Genomic DNA, 26,329 nt, shown 5'->3' on the forward strand with positions numbered 1-26,329 from the left:
AATAATTAATTACTTTAATAAAGTGCTGGTTTAATAAAATAATTAATTATAATTGTTTAACAATTAAAAAATGAGAGTATTATCTCTCATTTAACTTCTTTTTAAATCTAACCATTAACTTTATACGCCCTCAAGTATCACAAGCATTTGCCACTTTGCTACCAGTTAAAACTGTGGGCGTAATGGGTGATAATCGCACTTATGATTATGTTGTTAGTTTAAGAAGTGTTAATACAATTGACTTTATGACAGCAACAAGTTCACATTTACCATGAGAATTTCTAGATGAAGTTGCAAATGAGATTATTAATAAAGTAGATGGTGTTAATAGAGTAGTTTATGATATTACATCAAAGCCACCAGGTATTATAGAATGGGAGTAAACTATGAATAAAGATTTAAATCAAAAAATAATATGTGAAGGAATTACTTTTGATGATGTATTATTAGTTCCAGGATATTCAGAAGTTTTACCAAATCAAGTTTCTTTAAAAACTAAATTAACAAATAAAATTGAATTAAATATTCCAATTTTATCTGCTGCTATGGATACAGTTACTGAATCTGATCTAGCAATTGCCATGGCAAGAGTTGGTGGTATTGGCATTATTCATAAAAATTTATCAATTGCTGAACAAGCTTTAGAAGTACAAAAAGTGAAAAGAAATGAGTCAGGTTTTATTACTGATCCAATTACTATTGGTGTTCAAACTTTAATTAGTGAAGCAAAATCAATTGTGAGTACTTATCGAATTTCTGGATTGCCTGTTGTAAATGAAGAAAATCAACTAATTGGAATTGTTACTAATCGTGATTTAAAATATCTTGATAATGATAATGCATTAGTTAAAAATATTATGACTACCAAAAATTTAATTGTTGGTGATAAAACAACAACAATCGAACAAGCAAAACAAGTTATGTTAAAAAATAAAATTGAAAAACTACCAATTGTTGGTTCAAATAATAAATTGATTGGTTTAATTACAACAAAAGATATTGATAAAGCTATTGATTATCCAAATGCTTGTAAAGATGATCAAGGACAATTAAGAGTTGGTGCTGCTGTTGGTGTTGGTGAAGACACTTTAGCAAGAGTTGAGGCATTAGTTAAAGCAAAAGTTGATGTATTAGTTGTTGATTCAGCACATGGTCATAGTTTAGGGATTTTAAAAACAGTTAAAGTAATTCGTAAAACTTATCCAAAATTAGATATTATTGCTGGAAATATTTGTACTGCAGCTGGAGCACAAGCACTTTATGAAGCTGGCGCAAATTGTATTAAAGTTGGTGTTGGTCCTGGTAGCATTTGTACTACTAGAATAATAGCAGGAGTTGGTGTGCCACAAATTACTGCTATTAATGATGTTTATAATTGAGCAAAAAATAAAAACGTAACTGTCATTGCTGATGGTGGTATTAAATATTCTGGTGATATTGTAAAAGCAATTGCTGCTGGTAGCAATTGTGTAATGTTAGGTAGCATTTTAGCTGGAACAGAAGAATCACCAGGTGAGGAAATTATTGTCAATGGTAAAAAATATAAAAATTATGTTTGTATGGGTTCATTAGTTGCCATGAAACGTGGTAGTAGTGATCGTTATTTTCAAAAAGGAATTAAAAAATTAGTGCCAGAAGGAATTGAAGCACGTGTTCCTTTTAAAGGGAAAGTACAAGATGTTGTTTTTCAATTAGTTGGTGGTATTAGAAGTGGTATGGGTTATGTTGGTGCTAAAAATATTTTATCTTTAATCCAAGATTCTAAATTTGTAAAAATTTCAAGTGCTGGTTTAAGAGAATCACATCCTCATGATGTTGAACTAACAAAAGAAGCACCAAATTATAATAAATAAAAAAATTGTATATTTAAAAAAACTAAGTTTTATTAAAACTTAGTTTTTAATTTTAATTAATATTTAATTTTTTTATTAATAACAATTTCATCATTTTGTTGTACGTTATGACGTTTAATTGTAATTTCTTTGTTAGTTTTATTTATAGAAATTTCAGAATAACCACCAAAAAGTGCAGTACCACTTAAAACATCATAAATTGTTTTTTTACCAACATTAACTGCAATTATTTTTTCATCATATTTGGTTGGTACAAAGTGTTGATGTCCAGTTAACATTAAAATAACATTATATTTTGCTAAAATTTCATTTTCAAATTCAGTTCTTTGTTCTTTACTTCATCATTCTTGATCAATTGAAAAATCATCATATCCATAATGAAAAGTTAAAACAATTGGCATATTACTCAAACCAACATTTTTTCTACTAATCTTTTTGTAATTCAGTTAATGCTGGCCCAGGATCACTTCTTCCAAAATTTCAAGCTGAAGTATCTTTATTAATTGGCGCTAAACTGCATTGAACAAAATGTATACCTAATCAATTTCAAGAATATACAGGAACTTCATTTTTTGAAGTATAATAGAGTAAGTGAGCTGCTGTCATAGCATTTTGTTTAACAATATTTTGGTTAAGTCAAGTTTGGTTAACTTTACAAGTAGTATCAGAATCATGGTTACCAAAACCTGCTAAAAGATGATTAGAGATTGATGCTAACATTAATTTATAAGAAAATAAATTTCCTGTATATTTAACATAACCTGTTAAATCACCAGAAATAATAATACCTCTATTATTATTTCTGGTAAATGTTTAGCAAGGGCACTAATTGTTTTGTCACTAACTGATTGAGGATATCCAGCATGAATATCTGCTGTAGCTAAAAAATTAATTTCATCACTACTTTTTAGTGTACTTGTTAAATTTGAATTAATATTATAAGAAAAATTACTATTGGTCATTGATAAAGTATTACTTATTGCAAGTAGTACTAATATTTTTTTCATATCTTTTCCGCTCCATATTAATTATAAACTTGCACTTATTGCTGGATTTAATACTAATGGTGGTTCTACTTCATTATTATTTATTGAATTTATTTGTGTTTGTGATAGTAAAGGTGTTGTTTCATCAATTTCTCTAGTATTTGTTTGTCTTCTATTTTCATAAAGTGTTTTTACATATTCAACAGTTTTTACACTAACAGTTGAAGTTATTGCCATTGTTACTGCTGAAATTAAACCTCATATTAAAACACCTTTAACTGTACAACGATATCGATTAAAATCATTGTTTATATAATTATGAATAAAATCATATTCCATAATATCTAATCATTCAGCAATCATTGTTGGGATTGAATATCATCCAGCAATATTTCCTATAACTTCAACGAAAATGGTTGAACTTAGTATAATTTTATTTTGTATTTTCATTTTTCTTTTTATGTCCTTTTTAAAATATAAAAAACTATTTACTTTTAAACTAAAGTAAATGGTTAAAATTTAAAACTTATATTAAGTTTACAATTAAGTACTATATCAGAAAAAATAAAAGATATAAGAAATTAGATATATGTGTAATAAATTAATAAAATTGGTAAATTTGGTTTATATTCTTTTACTGTATGTTGTATATTTTGTAAATTATCTATTTTTTCATCATTTGCCTTATTTTTTATATGATTAAAATTATTATTAAGAATGGTAGGTATTTTATCTAATTTTTGGTTAAGTATTATTTCTAATTCATTAATTTCTTTTTCCAAAATTTGGCATTCTTCTTTTAATTTTAGTGCTCTTTTTTCTTGATCCATTACTTTTTTTCATTAGACTTCTTGCAAAACTATGATATTAATCACATTTTTTAAGTTTAAAAATTTATTTTAATAACACTTTTAATATTTTTTAAAAATTATTGTTCAAAATATGTTTTATTTTTTGTCATTAAAATACAACAAAAATTATTATTTCAAATAAAAAAATAAAATATTAAATTATCAAATATATTTAAATTAATAATTGTAAATTATAAATTGGACATATTCCGTAATTAAATTTAATTAATTGTCAATAAAATTGTTTTAAAACTATTTAGTGTTATTGAATATAGAAATAAATATTTTTTGAAAAAATAGTTTAAAAAATGAGTTTACATTTTAAACAAAAAATTGTTAATAATATTTTTATATTAACTCGATAAAAATTTAAATTTTAAAAAAATATTTTTAATATTTTTTTTATTTTAATGGTTTTATTTTATTAAAAATTTCACAAAGTAAGTTAAATCTTAAGTACATAAGTCTAAATTTAGATTTTCTACATTTATTTACTAAAATTTTGAATCTTTTCAATCAAGCAAAGACATGTTCAACTTTAATTCTAATTTTAGATACAATCTTATTGTATTTTCTTTCTTGTTTAGTTAATTTTTTATTTTTAGTTCTTTTAATTGGTATTATTGTATTTTTATAAATATTTTGTATACCTTGATATCCTAAATCACCAATAATTATTGTTTTTTCTGAAAATTCAAGATTTGAATTTTTTAATATTTGAAAATCATGCACTTTACCATTATCAGCAAAAATATCAACAATTTTTTTATTAAAAAAATCATATACAATTTGAAATTTTATAGAATACATTCAACTTTTACCAGAAAAATATTCTAACTGTAGTTTTTTTTAGTTGGTCTTTCAATTTCAATCTCAGTTGAATCAATTAAATAAAATTGAAATTCATTTGAATTTTCTTGTTTTTTATCAATTTTTAATTTATATCTTTCTTTTAAAAATTGGTAATCTTTGTGGTTACTAAGTTTATTTTCTACTCAAGTAATATTTCGAAAACAACTTGATGGGCTCATTTTAGATTTAATACTCATTTGAAAAAAAGTATAATATTCTTTTCAGTATAATAAAGTCATCATTAATCTTTCTTCTACTGAAAGTTTATTTTTTCGACCTTTATTTTTTTCTAATTTTTCTATTTCAATTAATTTTTCTAACATTTCATTAAAATGAAAACGTTTTATACCAAAATATCTATAAAATTCTTCATTTTTTAATTTTTTTAAATTTTCAAAAATCATTTTTATCAACACTTTTCTAAATTTATTGTTAATAACAAAATTATAAAATAAATTTTAAAATTATTAATTGACTTTTAAAAAATTTAATTACGGAATATGTCTATTGAAGCTATTAAATTAAATCTTAATGCAAATTTTTTTCTTCTATTTCGATATTTTTCACTAATAATTTTAAATTTTTTAAGAATTGCAAAAACATGTTCAATAACAACTCTCATTTTTGAAATAGCCTTATTATTTTTCTTTTCTTCTTTAGTTAAAGGGTTTTTCTTTGATTTTCGTTTAGGTAATAAGACATTTTTATGTATGTTTTGTATACCTTGATATCCTAAATCTACTAAAATAGTTGTTTCTGATAAAAATTTCGTTTTTGAATTTTTTAAAATTTTAAAATCATGATTTTTACCATAAGAAAAATAAGAACTTATAATTTTTTTACTATCTTTTTCAATTATGACTTGAGTTTTTATTGTATGTTTTTTCTTTTTTCCTCAATAATATTGTTTTTGACTTTTTTTGGGCGTTGAATAGTACTTTCAGTCACATCAATGATAACTGTTTTATCTTTAAAATTATTATTTAACAGTGATTTTTGCCCATCAAGTTGTTGAAAATCAGGATGTTTTATTAAAGTATTTTCTATTCACTTGATATTCCTATAGCAACTACTTTCACTAATTCCATAACTTTTAGCAATATGAAAATAAGTTCGATACTCTCTTCAATATTCTAAAGTCATTAATAAACGATTTTCTAATGATAATTTATTAGGTGTACCACCATTTTTAAACTTTTTTACTTCTTCTGTCTTTAAAATTTCTAGAATTTTATTAAAAATAATATCATTTATACCAGTTAATCTTAATAATTCTGGATTGTTAATAGTTTTTAATTTATCAAACATCATAGATTACCTATCTTTTTTATTTTTAATTTTATTTTAAAAATTTAATTTTTAATAGATAGGTTTTGCAAGAAGTCTATTTCATTGTATGTCTTTGTCCACTAATTTTCATTTCTTGTCCTCATTTTTTATTTAATTCTGGATTATCTTCAATTAAATATTTATTACGTATTATTTTATATTTAAGACATATTCCGTAATTAAATTTTTTAAAAGTCAATTAATAATTTTAAAATTTATTTTATAATTTTGTTATTAACAATAAATTTAGAAAAGTGTTGATAAAAATGATTTTTGAAAATTTAAAAAAATTAAAAAATGAAGAATTTTATAGATATTTTGGTATAAAACGTTTTCATTTTAATGAAATGTTAGAAAAATTAATTGAAATAGAAAAATTAGAAAAAAATAAAGGTCGAAAAAATAAACTTTCAGTAGAAGAAAGATTAATGATGACTTTATTATACTGAAAAGAATATTATACTTTTTTTCAAATGAGTATTAAATCTAAAATGAGCCCATCAAGTTGTTTTCGAAATATTACTTGAGTAGAAAATAAACTTAGTAACCACAAAGATTACCAATTTTTAAAAGAAAGATATAAATTAAAAATTGATAAAAAACAAGAAAATTCAAATGAATTTCAATTTTATTTAATTGATTCAACTGAGATTGAAATTGAAAGACCAACTAAAAAAAACTACAGTTAGAATATTTTTCTGGTAAAAGTTGAATGTATTCTATAAAATTTCAAATTGTATATGATTTTTTTAATAAAAAAATTGTTGATATTTTTGCTGATAATGGTAAAGTGCATGATTTTCAAATATTAAAAAATTCAAATCTTGAATTTTCAGAAAAAACAATAATTATTGGTGATTTAGGATATCAAGGTATACAAAATATTTATAAAAATACAATAATACCAATTAAAAGAACTAAAAATAAAAAATTAACTAAACAAGAAAGAAAATACAATAAGATTGTATCTAAAATTAGAATTAAAGTTGAACATGTCTTTGCTTGATTGAAAAGATTCAAAATTTTAGTAAATAAATGTAGAAAATCTAAATTTAGACTTATGTACTTAAGATTTAACTTACTTTGTGAAATTTTTAATAAAATAAAACCATTAAAATAAAAAAAATATTAAAAATATTTTTTTAAAATTTAAATTTTTATCGAGTTAATATAAAAATATTATTAACAATTTTTTGTTTAAAATGTAAACTCATTTTTTAAACTATTTTTTCAAAAAATATTTATTTCTATATTCAATAACACTAAATAGTTTTAAAACAATTTTATTGACAATTAATTAAATTTAATTACGGAATATGTCCTTAGAATATAATTTTTCTTGTTCTTTTTTAGTATTTGATATTTTTATTTTTTGCTGTTTATAAAGATTATTTAATTCATTAAATTTGTCGATAAGAATTCATATTGATTCATGATATTTTTTAATTTCTAAATTTAGTTGATTAATTTCTATTTTCTGTTTTTCAGTCATTTTAACTACCTTTTATAAATTAATTATTTAAAAAATAATTAATTTATATTTCCTTTCATTTTTCTAAATAAAAACCTATTATTTTTATTTAAAAATAATAGGTTAAAAACTCATATCAAGTTTAACTAAATACTATCATATTTGATTAATAAATATAGAAAATTGATTAGAAGATTTATAATTATATTTCAACTCCTTTTAAATCATTGATGTTTACTCTTATTTTTGATATAAATAATTTGTATTTAAAAATAATACAAATTATTTATTGAAAATAGAAGAATATTATTCTTAAATATTTGGTAGTTTTAAGAACTTTATTCACTAAAATAAAGTTCTTTTGATTTTACTATACAATTAAATTATACGTTTGAAGAAAGGTTGGTTGATAATGCAATTTTTTAAAAAGAAGCATATAGAACAAAAAACAACAACCATGTTTAAACAATTTTCGCAACTATCGAAAGAAGAAGTTATCCAACAATTAGATGGTAGTATGTACGGATTAAAAAAGGAAGAAGTAGAAGACAGACTTAAAAAATATGGTAAAAATGTTTTTTCTCATAAACGATTTGTTTGATACAAAAAATTAATGCACAATATTTTTAATCCTTTTATTATTGTTTTAATGATAATAGTTATCTATAATTTTATTAGTTACAGTATTATTGATACTAATACTGATAAAAATGTTGATTTGTACAGTGCTATTATTGTTTTAGTAATGATTATTTTGAGTGTTTTTATATCTTACTTTCAAGATTATCGTTCCTATAAATTTTCAGAAAAATTACGACAATTAATTGAAACAACAGCCAGTGTTTTTCGATTTAGTAATAAAAATAAAAAAATTGATTTTAATGCTTTAAATAGTGTTGCCAATTTTACAAAAGAAGTATTAATTGAAAATTTAGTACCAGGTGATATTATTTTCTTATCTTCTGGTGATATGATTCCTGCTGATGTTCGAATTTTAGTTTCAACCGATCTATTTATTAATCAATCAGCACTAACTGGTGAAACATTTCCTGTTGAAAAACATACTATTAATACTAAAGATGATAATAAAAAAAGTAGTATCCTAGAATTAGAAAACATATGTTTTATGGGTACTAGTATTGTTTCGGGCGGTGCTATTGCTATTGTTATTGCATCAGGTGTTAATACTTATTTTGGATCAATTGCTAGTGCAGTAACTAGTAAACGTCCTGTTACTAGTTTTAGTAAAGGTATTAAAAAAGTTACCTACATTCTTATTGGTTTTATGTGTGTAATGGTACCATTAATATTTATTGTTAATGTAATTACTAAAAATAATATTTTAACAGCGTTAATATTTTCAATATCAGTTGCTGTTGGTATTACGCCCGAAATGCTGCCAATGATTGTTAGCGCTAACTTAGCAAAAGGTGCAATTAGATTATCACATAAAAAAGTAATTGTTAAAAATTTAACTAGTATTCAAAGTTTTGGTGCAATGGATGTTTTATGCACTGATAAAACCGGTACTTTAACTGAGGATAGAATTGAGTTAGTTAAACACTTAGATCCAGAAGGTGTTGAATCAAACAAAGTTTTAGAAATGGCATATTTAAATAGTTCTTTACAAACTGGATTAAAAAATAATATTGATAAAACAATTGTCCAACACATTAAAGCTCATCATAATAAAATAGTTGAAATGCCCTATCGTAAAATTGATGAAATACCTTTTGATTTTATAAGAAGACGAATGTCAATAGTAGTTTCAAAAGATAAAATTAATAATACTTTAATTTGCAAAGGAGCAGTAGAAGAAATATTAAAAATTTGTACTAAAGTTGAAATTGGGGGGAAAGTAATTACCTTAACTCATAAAATTAAAGAAAATGTTTTAAAATTAAGTACGGAATTAAATAATGATGGTTTACGAGTAATTGCAATTGGCTATCAAGATTTTGCTAGTGACAAAACAGTTTTTAAAATAGAAGATGAATCTAATTTAGTTTTATTAGGATATATAGGTTTTTTAGATGTACCTAAACCTAGTGCTATTAAAGCAATAACAACTCTTAATCAACACGGAATTGATGTTAAAATTTTGACTGGTGATAATGAAATTGTTACTAAAGCAATTTGTAAAAAGGTGGGATTAGAGCCAGGAATTCCTTTATTAGGTAGTGACATTGAAGATATGGATGATCAACATTTACAAGCATTAGTAAATAAAACTACTATTTTTGCGAAAATGGATCCATTACAAAAATCAAGAATTATTGACATTTTAAAGTTAAATGGTCACACTGTTGGCTTTTTAGGTGATGGTATTAATGATGCTGTTGCTTTGCATCACGCTGATGTTGGAATATCTGTTAATAGTGCTACTGATATTGCCAAAGAAGCATCTGATATTATTTTATTAGAAAAAGATTTAGATGTTTTAGAGCAAGGAGTGATCAGCGGTAGAAATACTTTTGGTAATATTTTAAAATATATTAAAATTACTATTTCTTCTAATTTTGGTAATTCATTAAGTATTTTAATTGCTTCAATTTGGTTACCTTTTTTACCAATGATGGCAATTCAAATTTTACTACAAAATTTATTATATGATATTTCTCAATTAGCAATTCCTTGAGATAGGGTTGATGAAGACTTTATTAAAAAACCACAAAAATGAAATGCAAAAAGCATTTTACCTTTTGCATTCTGGAATGGACCGCTAAGTTCAATATTTGATATAACCACCTTTTTATTTTTAGGATATGGTTTACATATCTTTGCCAATTTTGCTAATGTAGATCCTAATAGTGCTGCTGGCATATATCAACAATCATTATTTCATACTGGATGATTTATTTTAGGAGTTACTTCACAAACATTAATTGTACAATTATTACGAACTTCTAAGGTACCTTTTATTCAAAGTATGCCATCTCATCAGCTATTTTTAACAACAATTATAATTACTATTATTGGCATTAGTATTCCATATACACAATTAGGAGCTACTATTGGTTTAACACCAATTCCTTTAATTTTTTATGCTTATTTAGCGGGTGTTGTTATTGTTTATTTCATTGCTAGTCAATTATTAAAAATGATATATATAAAGGTTAATAAACGCTGATTGTAAACTAAATTTTAATTTTAAGAAAAATGTATTGGTTTTTTTAAAGTTATGATACAAATAAATGTAAAACTAAAGAAAGTTTTTGTATTCCTGTTACTTTTAATAAAGTAACAGGAATTTTATATTATAGATAGGAACAAATAAAAGTATGCTAACATTAAATTACCTTATTGATCAATTTCAAAAGAAAAGAATTCAATTTTCTATTATTGAAGATTTTATGAATAATCCAAACATTAGTGATGAGGAAGTTATTAGTTTAGATAATAACAATAGAAATGCCCTTCATAATAGTTTTTTATTAGATTTAGATGAAGGAGCAGAAATAGAAGATGAATATAACTATGATCCACATGAGGAAGGTTGAGAAACTTCAAGTGAATTAATAGAATTTATAACTAATAAAATAAAACTTATTAATTGATTAATAAATTTTAAAAAAATGATAAAAATTTTTTAAATTAACAAGATATTGAAGGAAATTCACCCTTACATTTAGCAATTATGAAACAATATATTGTAGACTGAAAACTTGGAGGAGAGTTTAAAAATATAGGAAAGCAACTAATTAATAATTCACAAGTTAATCCCAATTTAGTAAATTTGCAAAATGAAACTCCATTTTGCAAATTATTAATACAAGAAATTAATAAAGCTGATACATACCCGACAAATGAAGAAATTCGTGAATTAGTTAATGATTTTCAAAATAATTATCATTTTAATATTAATAGTGTTAATAATAAAAAACAAAATCTTTTACATATTATTGCTAAAGAAGGTAATAAAACTGATTTTAGAATTAATTTTGCTATCACTAAAAAAACTAATTTTTATCAAATAGATGATAATGGTAATATACCTTATGAAATAGCAATCCTAAACAACAATTTTGATATGTTAGAAATAATAGAAAATTGCAAATATTTTGATATTAATACACCTATTGATAAGTTTAATAACACTATATTACATAGAGCAATTAGAAGTAATAATAAAAAGGGAGATTGTCAAAAATCCGGAATAAATTAAATCTATATAGTCTTATTATACTTAGACAAGAAATAATTTGAAGAGGCTTTTTAATAATCTGTGTTTCTTTGTTTTACAAAGTTACTAATTCAGATTAATTCTGTCTTCAAATTTTATCATAAAATGAGCAATTGCTGTATTTCAATTTTGAATGGGCATTGTTCATTTTTTTGTTATATTGTCAATTGCTAAATAAAATATTTTAAAAACTGACATATCGTTAGGAAAAACTTTTTTATTTCTGATGACTTTTCGTAATTGACTATTAACAGATTCAATAGCATTTGTGGTATAAATTACCCTTTTTATTTCTGCAGGATAACTAATAAAAACCATTAAATTATCTCAATTTTTATATCAAGATTTAGCAATTTGAGGATATTGTTTATTTCATTTATTTTCAAATGATTCTAAAGCTTGCATTGCTTGTTCTTCACTACATGCAGTATAAATTGGTTTTAAATCTGCAACTAGAGATTTTCTATGCTTATATGAGACATATTTCAAACTATTTCTAATTTGATGAACTATGCATAATTGATGTTCTGTTTTAAGATAAACTGATTGTATTGCTTCTGACATGCCTGTTAAATTATCACTGCAGGCAATAAGAATATCATTTAAGCCACGATTTTTCATTTCTGTTAAATTTGCTAATCAAAATTTAGCACCTTCATTTTCACTAATTCATAAACCTAAAACATCTTTTTTACCTTCTAAATCAACTCCTAAAGCTATATAAACTGATTTATTAATAATCCTTTTATCTTGTCGTACTTTCACTACTATGCAATCAAAATAAACAATCGGATAGACACTTTCTAATGCTCGATTTTGCCATGCTTTTACATCATCAATAACATCATCAGTAATTTGACTAATAACACTTTCACTAATATCAGCACCATGATATAACTCTTGTAATTGCATTCTAATATCTGATAATGTCATACCTTTTGCATATAAAGAAAGAACTTGTTGATCAAAACCATCAAATCTTCTTTGTCTTTTTGCAATTATTATAGGATTAAAATTACTATTGCGATCTCGTGGTACATCAATCTCAATTTTACCTTGTTGAGTTATTATTTTTTTTGAACTTATACCATTACGAGCATTGTCACTATTACTATGGACATATTCCGTAATTAAATTTAATTAATTGTCAATAAAATTGTTTTAAAACTATTTAGTGTTATTGAATATAGAAATAAATATTTTTTGAAAAAATAGTTTAAAAAATGAGTTTACATTTTAAACAAAAAATTGTTAATAATATTTTTATATTAACTCGATAAAAATTTAAATTTTAAAAAAATATTTTTAATATTTTTTTTATTTTAATGGTTTTATTTTATTAAAAATTTCACAAAGTAAGTTAAATCTTAAGTACATAAGTCTAAATTTAGATTTTCTACATTTATTTACTAAAATTTTGAATCTTTTCAATCAAGCAAAGACATGTTCAACTTTAATTCTAATTTTAGATACAATCTTATTGTATTTTCTTTCTTGTTTAGTTAATTTTTTATTTTTAGTTCTTTTAATTGGTATTATTGTATTTTTATAAATATTTTGTATACCTTGATATCCTAAATCACCAATAATTATTGTTTTTTCTGAAAATTCAAGATTTGAATTTTTTAATATTTGAAAATCATGCACTTTACCATTATCAGCAAAAATATCAACAATTTTTTTATTAAAAAAATCATATACAATTTGAAATTTTATAGAATACATTCAACTTTTACCAGAAAAATATTCTAACTGTAGTTTTTTTTAGTTGGTCTTTCAATTTCAATCTCAGTTGAATCAATTAAATAAAATTGAAATTCATTTGAATTTTCTTGTTTTTTATCAATTTTTAATTTATATCTTTCTTTTAAAAATTGGTAATCTTTGTGGTTACTAAAGACATATTCCGTAATTAAATTTTTTAAAAGTCAATTAATAATTTTAAAATTTATTTTATAATTTTGTTATTAACAATAAATTTAGAAAAGTGTTGATAAAAATGATTTTTGAAAATTTAAAAAAATTAAAAAATGAAGAATTTTATAGATATTTTGGTATAAAACGTTTTCATTTTAATGAAATGTTAGAAAAATTAATTGAAATAGAAAAATTAGAAAAAAATAAAGGTCGAAAAAATAAACTTTCAGTAGAAGAAAGATTAATGATGACTTTATTATACTGAAAAGAATATTATACTTTTTTTCAAATGAGTATTAAATCTAAAATGAGCCCATCAAGTTGTTTTCGAAATATTACTTGAGTAAAAAATAAACTTAGTAACCACAAAGATTACCAATTTTTAAAAGAAAGATATAAATTAAAAATTGATAAAAAACAAGAAAATTCAAATGAATTTCAATTTTATTTAATTGATTCAACTGAGATTGAAATTGAAAGACCAACTAAAAAAAACTACAGTTAGAATATTTTTCTGGTAAAAGTTGAATGTATTCTATAAAATTTCAAATTGTATATGATTTTTTTAATAAAAAAATTGTTGATATTTTTGCTGATAATGGTAAAGTGCATGATTTTCAAATATTAAAAAATTCAAATCTTGAATTTTCAGAAAAAACAATAATTATTGGTGATTTAGGATATCAAGGTATACAAAATATTTATAAAAATACAATAATACCAATTAAAAGAACTAAAAATAAAAAATTAACTAAACAAGAAAGAAAATACAATAAGATTGTATCTAAAATTAGAATTAAAGTTGAACATGTCTTTGCTTGATTGAAAAGATTCAAAATTTTAGTAAATAAATGTAGAAAATCTAAATTTAGACTTATGTACTTAAGATTTAACTTACTTTGTGAAATTTTTAATAAAATAAAACCATTAAAATAAAAAAAATATTAAAAATATTTTTTTAAAATTTAAATTTTTATCGAGTTAATATAAAAATATTATTAACAATTTTTTGTTTAAAATGTAAACTCATTTTTTAAACTATTTTTTCAAAAAATATTTATTTCTATATTCAATAACACTAAATAGTTTTAAAACAATTTTATTGACAATTAATTAAATTTAATTACGGAATATGTCCTAAGTTTATTTTCTACTCAAGTAATATTTCGAAAACAACTTGATGGGCTCATTTTAGATTTAATACTCATTTGAAAAAAAGTATAATATTCTTTTCAGTATAATAAAGTCATCATTAATCTTTCTTCTACTGAAAGTTTATTTTTTCGACCTTTATTTTTTTCTAATTTTTCTATTTCAATTAATTTTTCTAACATTTCATTAAAATGAAAACGTTTTATACCAAAATATCTATAAAATTCTTCATTTTTTAATTTTTTTAAATTTTCAAAAATCATTTTTATCAACACTTTTCTAAATTTATTGTTAATAACAAAATTATAAAATAAATTTTAAAATTATTAATTGACTTTTAAAAAATTTAATTACGGAATATGTCTTATGTTGATTCTTTTCATATCCCAAATAATTTTGCATCTCAGAATTCAACATTTTTTCTACTAATCTTTTTGTTAATTCTTTATACAATCCTCCCTCTTTAAAAACTGTTGTTAAATCTTCAGTATTTTCTAATAATAAATCTACTGCTTTTGATATTGGATCATTATTATTAATATTTTGCTTTTTAGCCATCTGTAACTCACTCTTTCTAGTCATTTAATTATATTTACTAGAATTAATTAAACATAGTTATTTTTGTAAGTTACACAGATTACTAAACATTACCAAAATTTATATAATTACTTCAATTATATTAATTTACTATAACTTGTATTGGGTTTATTACTATCATTATACTTTTTTTCATGATTAACAATACTCTTAATGTTATTGAAATTATTTTTTTGTTGTTCTAAAATTCTATTTTTTTTATCTTTTTCTATCCTTAATAAATTCATTTCAGATTTTAAATTGTTTTTTTCTTGTTCTTGATTTTTAATTAAAAATTCTAAGTTAATAATTTTTCCTTCAATATATTTAATATGTCTTCAATGAAATGTAATTCTTTCTCTCATTGCTCTATTTTCTTGACAATTTCCACTTTTTTCTAAACATGGTGAAGATAATAATTTTTTATGTTCTGAATCTTTTCTTTTAAGTTCTTCTAAATAATTAGATACTTGTCTTTGATTATCACTTATATTTTGATAAAAGTTGCTAAATTACTTTTAATAATAGCCATTTTTTGTTCAATTAAACTTATTTCTACATTTAATATATTTATTTCTTGCTCTCTATTCATCATTTTTTTCTTTTCAATCTAAACTCATTTATTTTAAAATAAAAACTATATTAAGTTTATAATAATTATAAATTAATAATTTTTAATTTTAATTTTTAAACTTACTTTGTATATCCTTTTTTAGTTATTTACTTAATTTATATAAAAAGATATTAAAAATGAGATTATTATCTCTCATTTATCTTTTTAATAAAAATTAATATTTCAAAATTATATGATTAACAGTAAAACTAAATAAATATAATCTGTTAAATTCTAACTAAAAATTACACCTTGCAAGTTAATATTCCATACTCGATCACGGAAACATTTAACTGTATCAATGCTTCAATTAATGCTTACATAAATATTTTCTTCATCATGTCAAATATGAATATAACCATGTAATTCAAGAAAGGCTCCTCAAAATCCACCATCATAATAATAACTAAGTTCAAATATATTTTTGTTTCTATCATTATTAATATCATTAGTACTAATACTTAATTGTGAACCTTTTAATTTTTGATCAGTATAAGTATTACAATAAAGACTAAAATACGAATTATCACCAAAACTTAATTTACTAAACTTATTAGAAAAACTATCTCAATCTGGTGCATAATTTTTTCAATTAGATAATAGAGTAATATCGGGGCTGGTTCAAGTACTTTTTAATGAACCAACACTATTAGTTTCACTATAATTATAATTTAGTTGATCATTATTAATAATACTACTATCAATAGTAAAATCAGCAACTATTTTCCCTTTATAAATAGTTTCATCACCACTAATAGTTATTTGTTGATTAGTAATATCATCTTCACTAAATTTAATTGCATCTAACTTTACATTTGGATTACTTTTACTAATCGCAGTTTTAATTTCTTCAATATTTGGTTTTGATAATCCATTAGTTTTGATTGTTCCTAAATTTAAATTTTTAAAAACATCACTTAAAAGTTCTGTTTTATCACAATCATAAGTAACAACAATACTATCATTGCTATAAAATTTACCATCACCATTAATAACTGCACTATTATCAGTAATTTTATCAACTATAATTTTGCTTACATCAAGATTATAGTTAGCGGTTTTAAGTGCTGAAATTAATTGTCCTTTACTTGGTTTGTTTTGTCCAGGAATATTAAAAGTTGGTAATTTATTATTTAAAACACTATTGAAATCAATAAGTAAATTATCAATTACTACATTAGGACCAGTGTATACATATTGATTAATAGATTTAATAGTAACACTATTATTTTGCAACGTTACTTGAATAGCATTCATATTTAAGTTTGAATATTGTTTTTTCAATGCACTATTAACATCTTCTAAAGTTATTACTTTTCCTATAATAGCAATTTTACCTAATCCCTTATTAATAACGTCTTTAAGAGCAATTCTAATATCAAGATTTAAATTTAGTATTACTTTACCAGTATATTTTTTTTGATTTGTACTAGTAATAGTGGCACTATTAGTAGCAGTAATTTCTATTGCAATAAAAGAAGTATCTAACTTTTCTTGGTAAGTATCACGTAATGCTCTCATTACATCATTATTTGATGGTATATCATGACCGTTGGTCTTAACCGTTAAATCTTTTTTATTAATAATAGTGCTTAAATCAACACTATCATTAGTACTAAATGTAACTGTTACCTTACCAGTATAAAGAGGAATAACATCATCACCCGTAATACCTGTAATAGTTGCTTCTTTATTAGAAATAACGTCAATTTTAAGACGATCCATTTGTAAATTAGAATATTTTTCTTGAATACGACTGTAAACAGCTTCCACAGTAGGTTTTTGACCACTAGTACTAAAATTACCAATGGATGCTCCATCAACAATTATTGTTCTAATATCAATAGTTTGGATTTGATAAGTAATTTTAATTTTATCTTGATTATAAAAAATACCATCACCAATAACAAAAGCATAATTAGTGGTTTTATTAATAATTTTAATATTATCAGTATGAAGTTCATGATTTAAAATAAATAGTTGTGATTTTAATTCATAATCTGTAGGTATTGTTCCTCGATGTTCCTCTGGTACAATTTTTAAATCTGTTTGTGTTAAATCTTTTTTTAAATCTTTTTTGAATATAGTTAGATTATTACATGCCGTTGTAGTAGCAGTGACTGCACTTGATAATAATAATGCACCCATAAATGATAATGGTTTTTTCATATATATACCTCATTTAAATATTAGACTTCTTGCAAAACTATGATATTAATCACATTTTTTAAGCTTAAAAATTTATTTTAATAACACTTTTAATATTTTTTAAAAATTATTGTTCAAAATATGTTTTATTTTTTGTCATTAAAATACAACAAAAATTATTATTTCAAATAAAAAAATAAAATATTAAATTATCAAATACTGGAATGGCAACACTTTTTAGGACTATTTTTTGGTAAACATTTGTTGTTGATATTTAACTGGAGTTAAGTAGTTTAAAGTGCTGTGAATTCTTATATTGTTATATCAATTGATGTAATCAAATAATTCTAATTTTAATTGGATTAATGATGTAAAATTTTTATCATTAATAAATTCGGTTTTAAAAGTTTTAAAAGTTGCTTCAGCAACAGCATTATCATAAGGACAATCTTTTTTACTTAAAGAACGGTTAATGTTGAATGCTAGTAAAAGTTTATCAATAATTTTATTGTTAAATTCATTACCGCGATCACTATGAAATATTTGAATATCTTTTAAACAGCGATTTGATTGCATAAATGCTTGATGTACTAATGATGCATCTTAACACTATGTCCGATAATTTCGCGGTTAAATAGGTCTATTAATAGGCAAATATAGTTTCACCTACCATTAACTTGTACATAAGTTAAATCACTAACAATAACTTCATTTTTAATCCTATTCTTAAATTTTCTATTAACAAGATTAGTTATTTGACTATCGTTAACTTTGTTATTATGATTTTTGAATGATAATTTAGTATATTTTGATATTAAATTATGTTCATTCATAATTTTTTTAATTTTTCTGCGCGATAAATAAATTTCTTGGTTTTCTAGAATTTTTTTTAATCTTCTAGTACCATAAACTTTTTTATTTTCTTTAAAAGCACTAATAACAGCTTCATCATAAATATTATTTTTGATTTTATTTTCTTTTTTGTTTAAATTAAAATAATATGTTGATTTAGATATTTTTAAAAAACGACACATTGTGCGAATTTTATATTTAGCTTTATTTTTGACAATAATTTCTATTTTCTGCCTATTATTAGTGCTGCTTGCTTTAAAATATCATTTTCCATTCGTAATTGCTTTAATTCTTTTCTTAATTTAATTAATTCATTTTCTTCAAAAGAACGATTATCTTTAGTTTTAAAACTTCCTGAATTACTAAATTGCTTAATTCAATTGTAAGTAGCTGCTCTTGTAACATTATATTCTTTAGCAAGGCAAGATACTGATTTGCCACTTTGATATAAAGCTACTATTTGTTTTTTAAATTCATCGCTATATGAGTTAATATTGGCCATAATTATAGTTCCTTTCTTTTAACAAATTTGTTTACTTGTCTACGTAATTAGTGTCCAATAAATTGTAACCCATCCATTAATAATATAACACAAAATTATAAAAATACAATAAAAATAAAAAAATTGGCTAATGTACACGGCTAGGTAATACATTAACCTATTAAGCATTATATATATACAAGTAAAATTATAGAAAAAAAATATTTTTTTTCCTAATGTAAAACTCTTTTCTTAAAATCTATTTTTTCAACTTTATTACCAAAAACTTTTTCCGCCCAATTCAAAACATCTTTATCTCTTTGAATTAAATAACCAATTTCACTAGTCCGTAAATAATAATTATGCGACAAAGCACTTAAATATACATATTTTTCATAATCATCATAATCTTTAAAATAATCATTTACAACAGTACTTTCAATAATACCACCAATCATAACAGTATCACCATTACCATCTTTTTGAGATTTAAAATAAAATACATTTGTTGCATTAAAACTTGCTTTAATTATATCTTGAATTTTCATTTTTTTAATTCCACGAACTACAATCGGATTTTTACAATTACGACTAAAAGCATAAGCCTTTATACCTATATCTGCTTGATTTAAAGATTTAACATCATCTAATGCTTTTGTAACATATTTACCTAAATATTTAATAACAAACTCATTTGTACCTTTTTTAACAACAATTAACTTAATTCCTTGTTTTTCAGCATGTGGTCATCAATCAATTATCATACTGTAAGGTATTTTACGATTAAACAATATATGAAAATGTACTGCTTCATGAGTTTGATATTCATAAACATAAAAATGTTTTAATTCACCTAGATATTTAGAACGTTTAGGGTCATTTCATCATTTCTTTAATTTAAGAAAAAATAAACGAATATCTTTTTTTGCTTTTCTAATATCTTGCATATTATCTTTATAAGTTAAAGTAAGAAAACTTAACATTTGACTATCACAAAAATTATGTAATGCTTTTTGTATCAAATTAGTTTTAGTACGAGAAGTATTATTTCTTAACTTTTGTTTATTACCAACATAAGATTTACCCCTAATATTTCCAACATTACTTAAAAAAGAAACAGGTAAAATTACATTTTTAACATAAGAAGCATAAAAAACTTTTTTAATATAAAAATCTTGCTGAATATCCATATATAAAAAATCTAGCCGTTCATTTATTTTATATATTTAATAACAAACAAATCTTAACATAAAAAATTATAAAAGCAAACACAAAACAAAAATGATACTTAATTTAAAGTAATTATATCATAATTTAAAAAAAATTAAATTCTAGAATTTTAAATGATTTTATAGACATATTCCGTAATTAAATTTTTTAAAAGTCAATTAATAATTTTAAAATTTATTTTATAATTTTGTTATTAACAATAAATTTAGAAAAGTGTTGATAAAAATGATTTTTGAAAATTTAAAAAAATTAAAAAATGAAGAATTTTATAGATATTTTGGTATAAAACGTTTTCATTTTAATGAAATGTTAGAAAAATTAATTGAAATAGAAAAATTAGAAAAAAATAAAGGTCGAAAAAATAAACTTTCAGTAGAAGAAAGATTAATGATGACTTTATTATACTGAAAAGAATATTATACTTTTTTTCAAATGAGTATTAAATCTAAAATGAGCCCATCAAGTTGTTTTCGAAATATTACTTGAGTAGAAAATAAACTTAGTAACCACAAAGATTACCAATTTTTAAAAGAAAGATATAAATTAAAAATTGATAAAAAACAAGAAAATTCAAATGAATTTTAATTTTATTTAATTGATTCAACTGAGATTGAAATTGAAAGACCAACTAAAAAAAACTACAGTTAGAATATTTTTCTGGTAAAAGTTGAATGTATTCTATAAAATTTCAAATTGTATATGATTTTTTTAATAAAAAAATTGTTGATATTTTTGCTGATAATGGTAAAGTGCATGATTTTCAAATATTAAAAAATTCAAATCTTGAATTTTCAGAAAAAACAATAATTATTGGTGATTTAGGATATCAAGGTATACAAAATATTTATAAAAATACAATAATACCAATTAAAAGAACTAAAAATAAAAAATTAACTAAACAAGAAAGAAAATACAATAAGATTGTATCTAAAATTAGAATTAAAGTTGAACATGTCTTTGCTTGATTGAAAAGATTCAAAATTTTAGTAAATAAATGTAGAAAATCTAAATTTATACTTATGTACTTAAGATTTAACTTACTTTGTGAAATTTTTAATAAAATAAAACCATTAAAATAAAAAAAATATTAAAAATATTTTTTTAAAATTTAAATTTTTATCGAGTTAATATAAAAATATTATTAACAATTTTTTGTTTAAAATGTAAACTCATTTTTTAAACTATTTTTTCAAAAAATATTTATTTCTATATTCAATAACACTAAATAGTTTTAAAACAATTTTATTGACAATTAATTAAATTTAATTACGGAATATGTCCTATTAAAAAATAACGTGTTATATATTTTACATTTTTAATGTATGTACTTTTAATGAAGGAGTTGAAACCGAAATATTTTGTACATCTTTATTAATTTTTTTAATAACAAAATTTGATATTTTATTATCATTTTCTAATTTTTTCTTTACAAAAAATTGTTTTTTATAACATTCAAAATACTGTTCTTTTCAATATTTAACTATTTCTTTTTCTTTTTTATAAAGTTTAATAGAAAATTTATATCAGAATTTATTGATTGATAATTCTAACTCAAGATTATTAACTAAGAATTCATTATTTATATTTTTACTTAATAAAAAATTTTGATGTTCTAAAAGTTGAATTTTTATTTCTTGAAAATTATAATTTTGTTCTAAAATTCAATCTTTTATCATATCTATATCTTCGTCACAATAGTTATTTCTATTAAATATGATTTCATTTAAAATTTCATTATTACGTTTATATAATTTTTTTATATTTAATATTTTTTCATTTATCTCTTTTAAATGTTCTTCTTTCATTTTTTTTGAGGCTTTTTAATAATCTGTGTTTCTTTGTTTTACAAAGTTACTAATTCAGATTAATTCTGTCTTCAAATTTTATCATAAAATGAGCAATTGCTGTATTTCAATTTTGAATGGGCATTGTTCATTTTTTTGTTATATTGTCAATTGCTAAATAAAATATTTTAAAAACTGACATATCGTTAGGAAAAACTTTTTTATTTCTGATGACTTTTCGTAATTGACTATTAACAGATTCAATAGCATTTGTGGTATAAATTACCCTTTTTATTTCTGCAGGATAACTAATAAAAACCATTAAATTATCTTAATTTTTATATCAAGATTTAGCAATTTGTGGATATTGTTTAGTTCATTTATTTTCAAATGATTCTAAAGCTTGCATTGCTTGTTCTTCACTACATGCAGTATAAATTGGTTTTAAATCTGCAATTAGAGATTTTCTATGCTTATATGAGACATATTTCAAACTATTTCTAATTTGATGAACGATGCATAATTGATGTTCGGTTTTAGGATAAACTGATTGTATTGCTTCTGACATGCCTGTTAAATTATCACTACAAGCAATCAGAATATCATTTAAGCCACGATTTTTCATTTCTGTGAAATTGGCTAATCAAAATTTAGAACCTTCATTTTCACTAATTCATAAACCTAAAACATCTTTTTTACCTTCTAAATCAACTCCTAAAGCTATATAAACTGATTTATTAATAATCCGTTTATCTTGTCGTACTTTAACTACTATACAATCAAAATAAACAATCGGATAAACACTTTCTAATGGTCGATTTTGCCATGCTTTGACGTCATCAATAACATCATCAGTAATTTGACTAATAACACTTTCACTAATATCAGTACCATGATATAACTCTTGTAATTGCATTCTAATATCTGATAATGTCATACCTTTTGCATATAAAGAAAGAACTTGTTCATCAAAACCATCAAATCTTCTTTGTCTTTTTGCAACTATTACAGGATTAAAATTACTATTACGATCTCTTGGTACATCAATTTCAATTTTACCTTGTTGGGTTATTAATTTTTTTCAACTTATACCATTACGAGCATTGTCACTATTACTATTTTGGACATATTCCGTAATTAAATTTAATTAATTGTCAATAAAATTGTTTTAAAACTATTTAGTGTTATTGAATATAGAAATAAATATTTTTTGAAAAAATAGTTTAAAAAATGAGTTTACATTTTAAACAAAAAATTGTTAATAATATTTTTATATTAACTCGATAAAAATTTAAATTTTAAAAAAATATTTTTAAATTTTTTTTATTTTAATGGTTTTATTTTATTAAAAATTTCACAAAGTAAGTTAAATCTTAAGTACATAAGTCTAAATTTAGATTTTCTACATTTATTTACTAAAATTTTGAATCTTTTCAATCAAGCAAAGACATGTTCAACTTTAATTCTAATTTTAGATACAATCTTATTGTATTTTCTTTCTTGTTTAGTTAATTTTTTATTTTTAGTTCTTTTAATTGGTATTATTGTATTTTTATAAATATTTTGTATACCTTGATATCCTAAATCACCAATAATTATTGTTTTTTCTGAAAATTCAAGATTTGAATTTTTTAATATTTGAAAATCATGCACTTTACCATTATCAGCAAAAATATCAACAATTTTTTTATTAAAAAAATCATATACAATTTGAAATTTTATAGAATACATTCAACTTTTACCAGAAAAATATTCTAACTGTAGTTTTTTTTAGTTGGTCTTTCAATTTCAATCTCAGTTGAATCAATTAAATAAAATTGAAATTCATTTGAATTTTCTTGTTTTTTATCAATTTTTAATTTATATCTTTCTTTTAAAAATTGGTAATCTTTGTGGTTACTAAGTTTATTTTCTACTCAAGTAATATTTCGAAAACAACTTGATGGGCTCATTTTAGATTTAATACTCATTTGAAAAAAAGTATAATATTCTTTTCAGTATAATAAAGTCATCATTAATCTTTCTTCTACTGAAAGTTTATTTTTTCGACCTTTATTTTTTTCTAATTTTTCTATTTCAATTAATTTTTCTAACATTTCATTAAAATGAAAACGTTTTATACCAAAATATCTATAAAATTCTTCATTTTTTAATTTTTTTAAATTTTCAAAAATCATTTTTATCAACACTTTTCTAAATTTATTGTTAATAACAAAATTATAAAATAAATTTTAAAATTATTAATTGACTTTTAAAAAATTTAATTACGGAATATGTCTTTAGAAAAAATTAGTATTAATAATAAAAATATCTTTTCTTTTCGTAATGTTTAGTAATCTGTGTAACTTACAAAAATAACTATGTTTAATTAATTCTAGTAAATATAATTAAATGACTAGAAAGAGTGAGTTACAGATGGCTAAAAAGCAAAATATTAATAACAATGATCCAATATCACAAGCAGTAGATTTATTATTAGAAAATACTGAAGATTTAACAACAGTTTTTAAAGAGGGAGGATTGTATAAAGAATTAACAAAAAGATTAGTAGAAAAAATGTTGAATTCTGAGATGCAAAATTATTTGGGATATGAAAAGAATCAAAAGACATATTCCGTAATTAAATTTTTTAAAAGTCAATTAATAATTTTAAAATTTATTTTATAATTTTGTTATTAACAATAAATTTAGAAAAGTGTTGATAAAAATGATTTTTGAAAATTTAAAAAAATTAAAAAATGAAGAATTTTATAGATATTTTGGTATAAAACGTTTTCATTTTAATGAAATGTTAGAAAAATTAATTGAAATAGAAAAATTAGAAAAAAATAAAGGTCGAAAAAATAAACTTTCAGTAGAAGAAAGATTAATGATGACTTTATTATACTGAAAAGAATATTATACTTTTTTTCAAATGAGTATTAAATCTAAAATGAGCCCATCAAGTTGTTTTCGAAATATTACTTGAGTAGAAAATAAACTTAGTAACCACAAAGATTACCAATTTTTAAAAGAAAGATATAAATTAAAAATTGATAAAAAACAAGAAAATTCAAATGAATTTCAATTTTATTTAATTGATTCAACTGAGATTGAAATTGAAAGACCAACTAAAAAAAACTACAGTTAGAATATTTTTCTGGTAAAAGTTGAATGTATTCTATAAAATTTCAAATTGTATATGATTTTTTTAATAAAAAAATTGTTGATATTTTTGCTGATAATGGTAAAGTGCATGATTTTCAAATATTAAAAAATTCAAATCTTGAATTTTCAGAAAAAACAATAATTATTGGTGATTTAGGATATCAAGGTATACAAAATATTTATAAAAATACAATAATACCAATTAAAAGAACTAAAAATAAAAAATTAACTAAACAAGAAAGAAAATACAATAAGATTGTATCTAAAATTAGAATTAAAGTTGAACATGTCTTTGCTTGATTGAAAAGATTCAAAATTTTAGTAAATAAATGTAGAAAATCTAAATTTAGACTTATGTACTTAAGATTTAACTTACTTTGTGAAATTTTTAATAAAATAAAACCATTAAAATAAAAAAAATATTAAAAATATTTTTTTAAAATTTAAATTTTTATCGAGTTAATATAAAAATATTATTAACAATTTGTTGTTTAAAATGTAAACTCATTTTTTAAACTATTTTTTCAAAAAATATTTATTTCTATATTCAATAACACTAAATAGTTTTAAAACAATTTTATTGACAATTAATTAAATTTAATTACGGAATATGTCCTAAATAATTAATAATTATCTTGTTAAAACTTTTAATCAATTGATAACTTTTTTCATTTATAAAACTATTAAAACTTTTTATTTTTTTATATGTTATACATAAGTTTGAACAATCATAATTTTGATTAAAGATAAAAATTCAACAATCTAAAAGACTATATTTATTTAAATTGATTTTTATTTCTGGTAAAGAAACTATTTTAACACCATAATTTGATGTTAAAATGGTAACATTATTTATTAGACTTCTTGCAAAACCTATCTATTAAAAATTTAATTTTTAAAATAA

30 protein-coding genes and 6 pseudogenes are annotated in these 26,329 nt (G+C 21.6%); 14 read left to right on the forward strand and 22 right to left on the reverse strand.

Annotation, left to right across the window (positions count from 1 at the left end; genetic code table 4):
• Positions 1 to 131: 131 nt before the first annotated feature.
• Positions 132 to 383 (forward strand): annotated as a pseudogene (locus tag AACL24_RS03385) (GMP synthase (glutamine-hydrolyzing)); the annotation flags it as partial.
• 3 nt (positions 384 to 386) lie between these two features.
• Positions 387 to 1,853, forward strand: coding sequence for an IMP dehydrogenase (gene guaB, locus AACL24_RS03390; RefSeq protein ID WP_339048667.1), 1,467 nt, complete (start codon positions 387 to 389; stop codon positions 1,851 to 1,853).
• Positions 1,854 to 1,909: 56 nt separating this feature from the next.
• Here guaB and AACL24_RS03395 read toward each other — a convergent pair whose 3' ends face one another.
• The 9 genes from AACL24_RS03395 to AACL24_RS03435 form a co-directional block, all read right to left on the reverse strand.
• Complete coding sequence (locus AACL24_RS03395) at positions 1,910 to 2,254, reverse strand: hypothetical protein (protein ID WP_339048669.1); 345 nt, start codon at positions 2,252 to 2,254, stop codon at positions 1,910 to 1,912.
• A gap of 25 nt (positions 2,255 to 2,279) precedes the next feature.
• Positions 2,280 to 2,573 (reverse strand): hypothetical protein, encoded by a 294-nt coding sequence (locus tag AACL24_RS03400; RefSeq protein ID WP_339048671.1) that lies wholly within the window; start codon positions 2,571 to 2,573, stop codon positions 2,280 to 2,282.
• Positions 2,574 to 2,617: 44 nt separating this feature from the next.
• Positions 2,618 to 2,860 carry a hypothetical protein gene (locus AACL24_RS03405; RefSeq protein ID WP_339048673.1) on the reverse strand — a complete coding sequence of 81 codons (243 nt, stop codon included), beginning with the start codon at positions 2,858 to 2,860 and terminating at the stop codon, positions 2,618 to 2,620.
• Between the two features lie 21 nt (positions 2,861 to 2,881).
• Complete coding sequence (locus AACL24_RS03410; protein ID WP_339048675.1) at positions 2,882 to 3,289, reverse strand: hypothetical protein; 408 nt, start codon at positions 3,287 to 3,289, stop codon at positions 2,882 to 2,884.
• Positions 3,290 to 3,420: 131 nt separating this feature from the next.
• On the reverse strand, positions 3,421 to 3,669 hold the full coding sequence (locus AACL24_RS03415) for a hypothetical protein (RefSeq protein WP_339048677.1): 249 nt from the start codon (positions 3,667 to 3,669) through the stop codon (positions 3,421 to 3,423).
• A 423-nt stretch (positions 3,670 to 4,092) separates the two neighbouring features.
• Complete coding sequence (locus AACL24_RS03420; RefSeq protein WP_339045908.1) at positions 4,093 to 4,500, reverse strand: transposase family protein; 408 nt, start codon at positions 4,498 to 4,500, stop codon at positions 4,093 to 4,095.
• A gap of 23 nt (positions 4,501 to 4,523) precedes the next feature.
• Complete coding sequence (locus AACL24_RS03425; protein ID WP_339045912.1) at positions 4,524 to 4,946, reverse strand: transposase family protein; 423 nt, start codon at positions 4,944 to 4,946, stop codon at positions 4,524 to 4,526.
• Between the two features lie 83 nt (positions 4,947 to 5,029).
• Positions 5,030 to 5,853 (reverse strand): IS5 family transposase gene (locus tag AACL24_RS03430; RefSeq protein WP_339048678.1). Its coding sequence is split into 2 segments (ribosomal slippage): positions 5,030 to 5,457 and positions 5,457 to 5,853, totalling 825 coding nucleotides; the frame shifts between segments, so codons are not numbered across the junction.
• A gap of 73 nt (positions 5,854 to 5,926) precedes the next feature.
• Complete coding sequence (locus AACL24_RS03435; protein WP_339048679.1) at positions 5,927 to 6,070, reverse strand: hypothetical protein; 144 nt, start codon at positions 6,068 to 6,070, stop codon at positions 5,927 to 5,929.
• 67 nt (positions 6,071 to 6,137) lie between these two features.
• Between AACL24_RS03435 and AACL24_RS03440 the strand changes: the two genes are divergently transcribed.
• Both AACL24_RS03440 and AACL24_RS03445 read left to right on the forward strand, forming a co-directional pair.
• The gene (locus AACL24_RS03440; RefSeq protein ID WP_339045912.1) at positions 6,138 to 6,560 is read left to right on the forward strand and encodes a transposase family protein; all 423 of its coding nucleotides are present in this window, start codon (positions 6,138 to 6,140) and stop codon (positions 6,558 to 6,560) included.
• A 23-nt stretch (positions 6,561 to 6,583) separates the two neighbouring features.
• A complete protein-coding gene (locus AACL24_RS03445; protein WP_339045908.1) occupies positions 6,584 to 6,991 on the forward strand; it encodes a transposase family protein in 408 nt (135 codons plus the stop codon).
• Positions 6,992 to 7,174: 183 nt separating this feature from the next.
• Here the strand turns inward: AACL24_RS03445 and AACL24_RS03450 are convergent, their stop codons facing one another.
• Positions 7,175 to 7,363 carry a hypothetical protein gene (locus AACL24_RS03450; RefSeq protein WP_339048681.1) on the reverse strand — a complete coding sequence of 63 codons (189 nt, stop codon included), beginning with the start codon at positions 7,361 to 7,363 and terminating at the stop codon, positions 7,175 to 7,177.
• Between the two features lie 391 nt (positions 7,364 to 7,754).
• Here AACL24_RS03450 and mgtA point away from each other — a divergent pair, with 391 nt between their 5' ends.
• The 3 genes from mgtA to AACL24_RS03465 all read left to right on the forward strand — a co-directional run bounded on the left by mgtA (position 7,755) and on the right by AACL24_RS03465 (position 11,507).
• Positions 7,755 to 10,478: a magnesium-translocating P-type ATPase gene (mgtA, locus tag AACL24_RS03455; protein WP_339048683.1), complete on the forward strand. Its 2,724-nt coding sequence runs from the start codon at positions 7,755 to 7,757 to the stop codon at positions 10,476 to 10,478.
• Positions 10,479 to 10,623: 145 nt separating this feature from the next.
• Positions 10,624 to 10,935, forward strand: a complete 312-nt coding sequence (locus AACL24_RS03460) for a hypothetical protein (protein ID WP_339048685.1) — start codon at positions 10,624 to 10,626, stop codon at positions 10,933 to 10,935.
• Positions 10,936 to 10,979: 44 nt separating this feature from the next.
• Positions 10,980 to 11,507 carry a hypothetical protein gene (locus tag AACL24_RS03465; protein ID WP_339048687.1) on the forward strand — a complete coding sequence of 176 codons (528 nt, stop codon included), beginning with the start codon at positions 10,980 to 10,982 and terminating at the stop codon, positions 11,505 to 11,507.
• 84 nt (positions 11,508 to 11,591) lie between these two features.
• Here the strand turns inward: AACL24_RS03465 and AACL24_RS03470 are convergent.
• Both AACL24_RS03470 and AACL24_RS03475 read right to left on the reverse strand, forming a co-directional pair.
• A pseudogene (locus tag AACL24_RS03470) lies at positions 11,592 to 12,638 on the reverse strand (IS256 family transposase); the annotation flags it as partial.
• Between the two features lie 204 nt (positions 12,639 to 12,842).
• Positions 12,843 to 13,250, reverse strand: a complete 408-nt coding sequence (locus tag AACL24_RS03475) for a transposase family protein (RefSeq protein ID WP_339045908.1) — start codon at positions 13,248 to 13,250, stop codon at positions 12,843 to 12,845.
• 274 nt (positions 13,251 to 13,524) lie between these two features.
• Here AACL24_RS03475 and AACL24_RS03480 point away from each other — a divergent pair, with 274 nt between their 5' ends.
• Complete coding sequence (locus tag AACL24_RS03480) at positions 13,525 to 13,947, forward strand: transposase family protein (protein ID WP_339046952.1); 423 nt, start codon at positions 13,525 to 13,527, stop codon at positions 13,945 to 13,947.
• A gap of 23 nt (positions 13,948 to 13,970) precedes the next feature.
• Positions 13,971 to 14,378, forward strand: a complete 408-nt coding sequence (locus tag AACL24_RS03485; RefSeq protein WP_339045908.1) for a transposase family protein — start codon at positions 13,971 to 13,973, stop codon at positions 14,376 to 14,378.
• A gap of 173 nt (positions 14,379 to 14,551) precedes the next feature.
• On the opposite strand, the gene AACL24_RS03490 is transcribed toward AACL24_RS03485, so the two are convergent.
• From AACL24_RS03490 to AACL24_RS03515, 6 genes and pseudogenes are all read right to left on the reverse strand, one after another.
• Positions 14,552 to 14,857 (reverse strand): transposase family protein, encoded by a 306-nt coding sequence (locus AACL24_RS03490; RefSeq protein ID WP_339048689.1) that lies wholly within the window; start codon positions 14,855 to 14,857, stop codon positions 14,552 to 14,554.
• 106 nt (positions 14,858 to 14,963) lie between these two features.
• Positions 14,964 to 15,152: pseudogene (locus AACL24_RS03495) on the reverse strand (IS256 family transposase); the annotation flags it as partial.
• A gap of 116 nt (positions 15,153 to 15,268) precedes the next feature.
• Positions 15,269 to 15,535 carry a hypothetical protein gene (locus tag AACL24_RS03500; RefSeq protein WP_339048692.1) on the reverse strand — a complete coding sequence of 89 codons (267 nt, stop codon included), beginning with the start codon at positions 15,533 to 15,535 and terminating at the stop codon, positions 15,269 to 15,271.
• Positions 15,536 to 16,017: 482 nt separating this feature from the next.
• Entirely contained in the window at positions 16,018 to 17,952 is a 1,935-nt protein-coding gene (locus AACL24_RS03505; RefSeq protein ID WP_339048694.1) for a hypothetical protein, read from the reverse strand.
• A gap of 222 nt (positions 17,953 to 18,174) precedes the next feature.
• Positions 18,175 to 19,285, reverse strand: a pseudogene (locus tag AACL24_RS03510) (IS3 family transposase).
• A gap of 212 nt (positions 19,286 to 19,497) precedes the next feature.
• Complete coding sequence (locus AACL24_RS03515) at positions 19,498 to 20,454, reverse strand: rolling circle replication-associated protein (RefSeq protein ID WP_339048696.1); 957 nt, start codon at positions 20,452 to 20,454, stop codon at positions 19,498 to 19,500.
• A 265-nt stretch (positions 20,455 to 20,719) separates the two neighbouring features.
• On the opposite strand from AACL24_RS03515, the gene AACL24_RS03520 reads away from it, so the two are divergent.
• Together AACL24_RS03520 and AACL24_RS03525 are read left to right on the forward strand one after the other, a co-directional pair.
• On the forward strand, positions 20,720 to 21,079 hold the full coding sequence (locus AACL24_RS03520; RefSeq protein WP_339048698.1) for a transposase family protein: 360 nt from the start codon (positions 20,720 to 20,722) through the stop codon (positions 21,077 to 21,079).
• 86 nt (positions 21,080 to 21,165) lie between these two features.
• Positions 21,166 to 21,573, forward strand: a complete 408-nt coding sequence (locus tag AACL24_RS03525) for a transposase family protein (protein ID WP_339048700.1) — start codon at positions 21,166 to 21,168, stop codon at positions 21,571 to 21,573.
• Between the two features lie 228 nt (positions 21,574 to 21,801).
• On the opposite strand, the gene AACL24_RS03530 is transcribed toward AACL24_RS03525, so the two are convergent.
• The 4 genes and pseudogenes from AACL24_RS03530 to AACL24_RS03545 all read right to left on the reverse strand — a co-directional run bounded on the left by AACL24_RS03530 (position 21,802) and on the right by AACL24_RS03545 (position 24,455).
• A complete protein-coding gene (locus tag AACL24_RS03530) occupies positions 21,802 to 22,299 on the reverse strand; it encodes a hypothetical protein (protein WP_339048702.1) in 498 nt (165 codons plus the stop codon).
• 49 nt (positions 22,300 to 22,348) lie between these two features.
• A pseudogene (locus tag AACL24_RS03535) lies at positions 22,349 to 23,401 on the reverse strand (IS256 family transposase); the annotation flags it as partial.
• Positions 23,402 to 23,601: 200 nt separating this feature from the next.
• Positions 23,602 to 24,009: a transposase family protein gene (locus tag AACL24_RS03540; protein ID WP_339045908.1), complete on the reverse strand. Its 408-nt coding sequence runs from the start codon at positions 24,007 to 24,009 to the stop codon at positions 23,602 to 23,604.
• A 23-nt stretch (positions 24,010 to 24,032) separates the two neighbouring features.
• On the reverse strand, positions 24,033 to 24,455 hold the full coding sequence (locus tag AACL24_RS03545; RefSeq protein ID WP_339045912.1) for a transposase family protein: 423 nt from the start codon (positions 24,453 to 24,455) through the stop codon (positions 24,033 to 24,035).
• A 238-nt stretch (positions 24,456 to 24,693) separates the two neighbouring features.
• On the opposite strand from AACL24_RS03545, the pseudogene AACL24_RS03550 reads away from it, so the two are divergent.
• From AACL24_RS03550 to AACL24_RS03560, 3 genes and pseudogenes are all read left to right on the forward strand, one after another.
• A pseudogene (locus AACL24_RS03550) lies at positions 24,694 to 24,888 on the forward strand (IS256 family transposase); the annotation flags it as partial.
• Positions 24,889 to 24,985: 97 nt separating this feature from the next.
• A complete protein-coding gene (locus AACL24_RS03555; protein ID WP_339045912.1) occupies positions 24,986 to 25,408 on the forward strand; it encodes a transposase family protein in 423 nt (140 codons plus the stop codon).
• A gap of 23 nt (positions 25,409 to 25,431) precedes the next feature.
• Positions 25,432 to 25,839 carry a transposase family protein gene (locus tag AACL24_RS03560; RefSeq protein WP_339045908.1) on the forward strand — a complete coding sequence of 136 codons (408 nt, stop codon included), beginning with the start codon at positions 25,432 to 25,434 and terminating at the stop codon, positions 25,837 to 25,839.
• Positions 25,840 to 26,329 lie beyond the last annotated feature (490 nt).

This window comes from Spiroplasma endosymbiont of Colias croceus (assembly GCF_964020095.1).
In the GTDB taxonomy this organism is placed as follows: Bacteria; Bacillota_I; Bacilli_A; order Mycoplasmatales; family VBWQ01; genus Spiroplasma_E.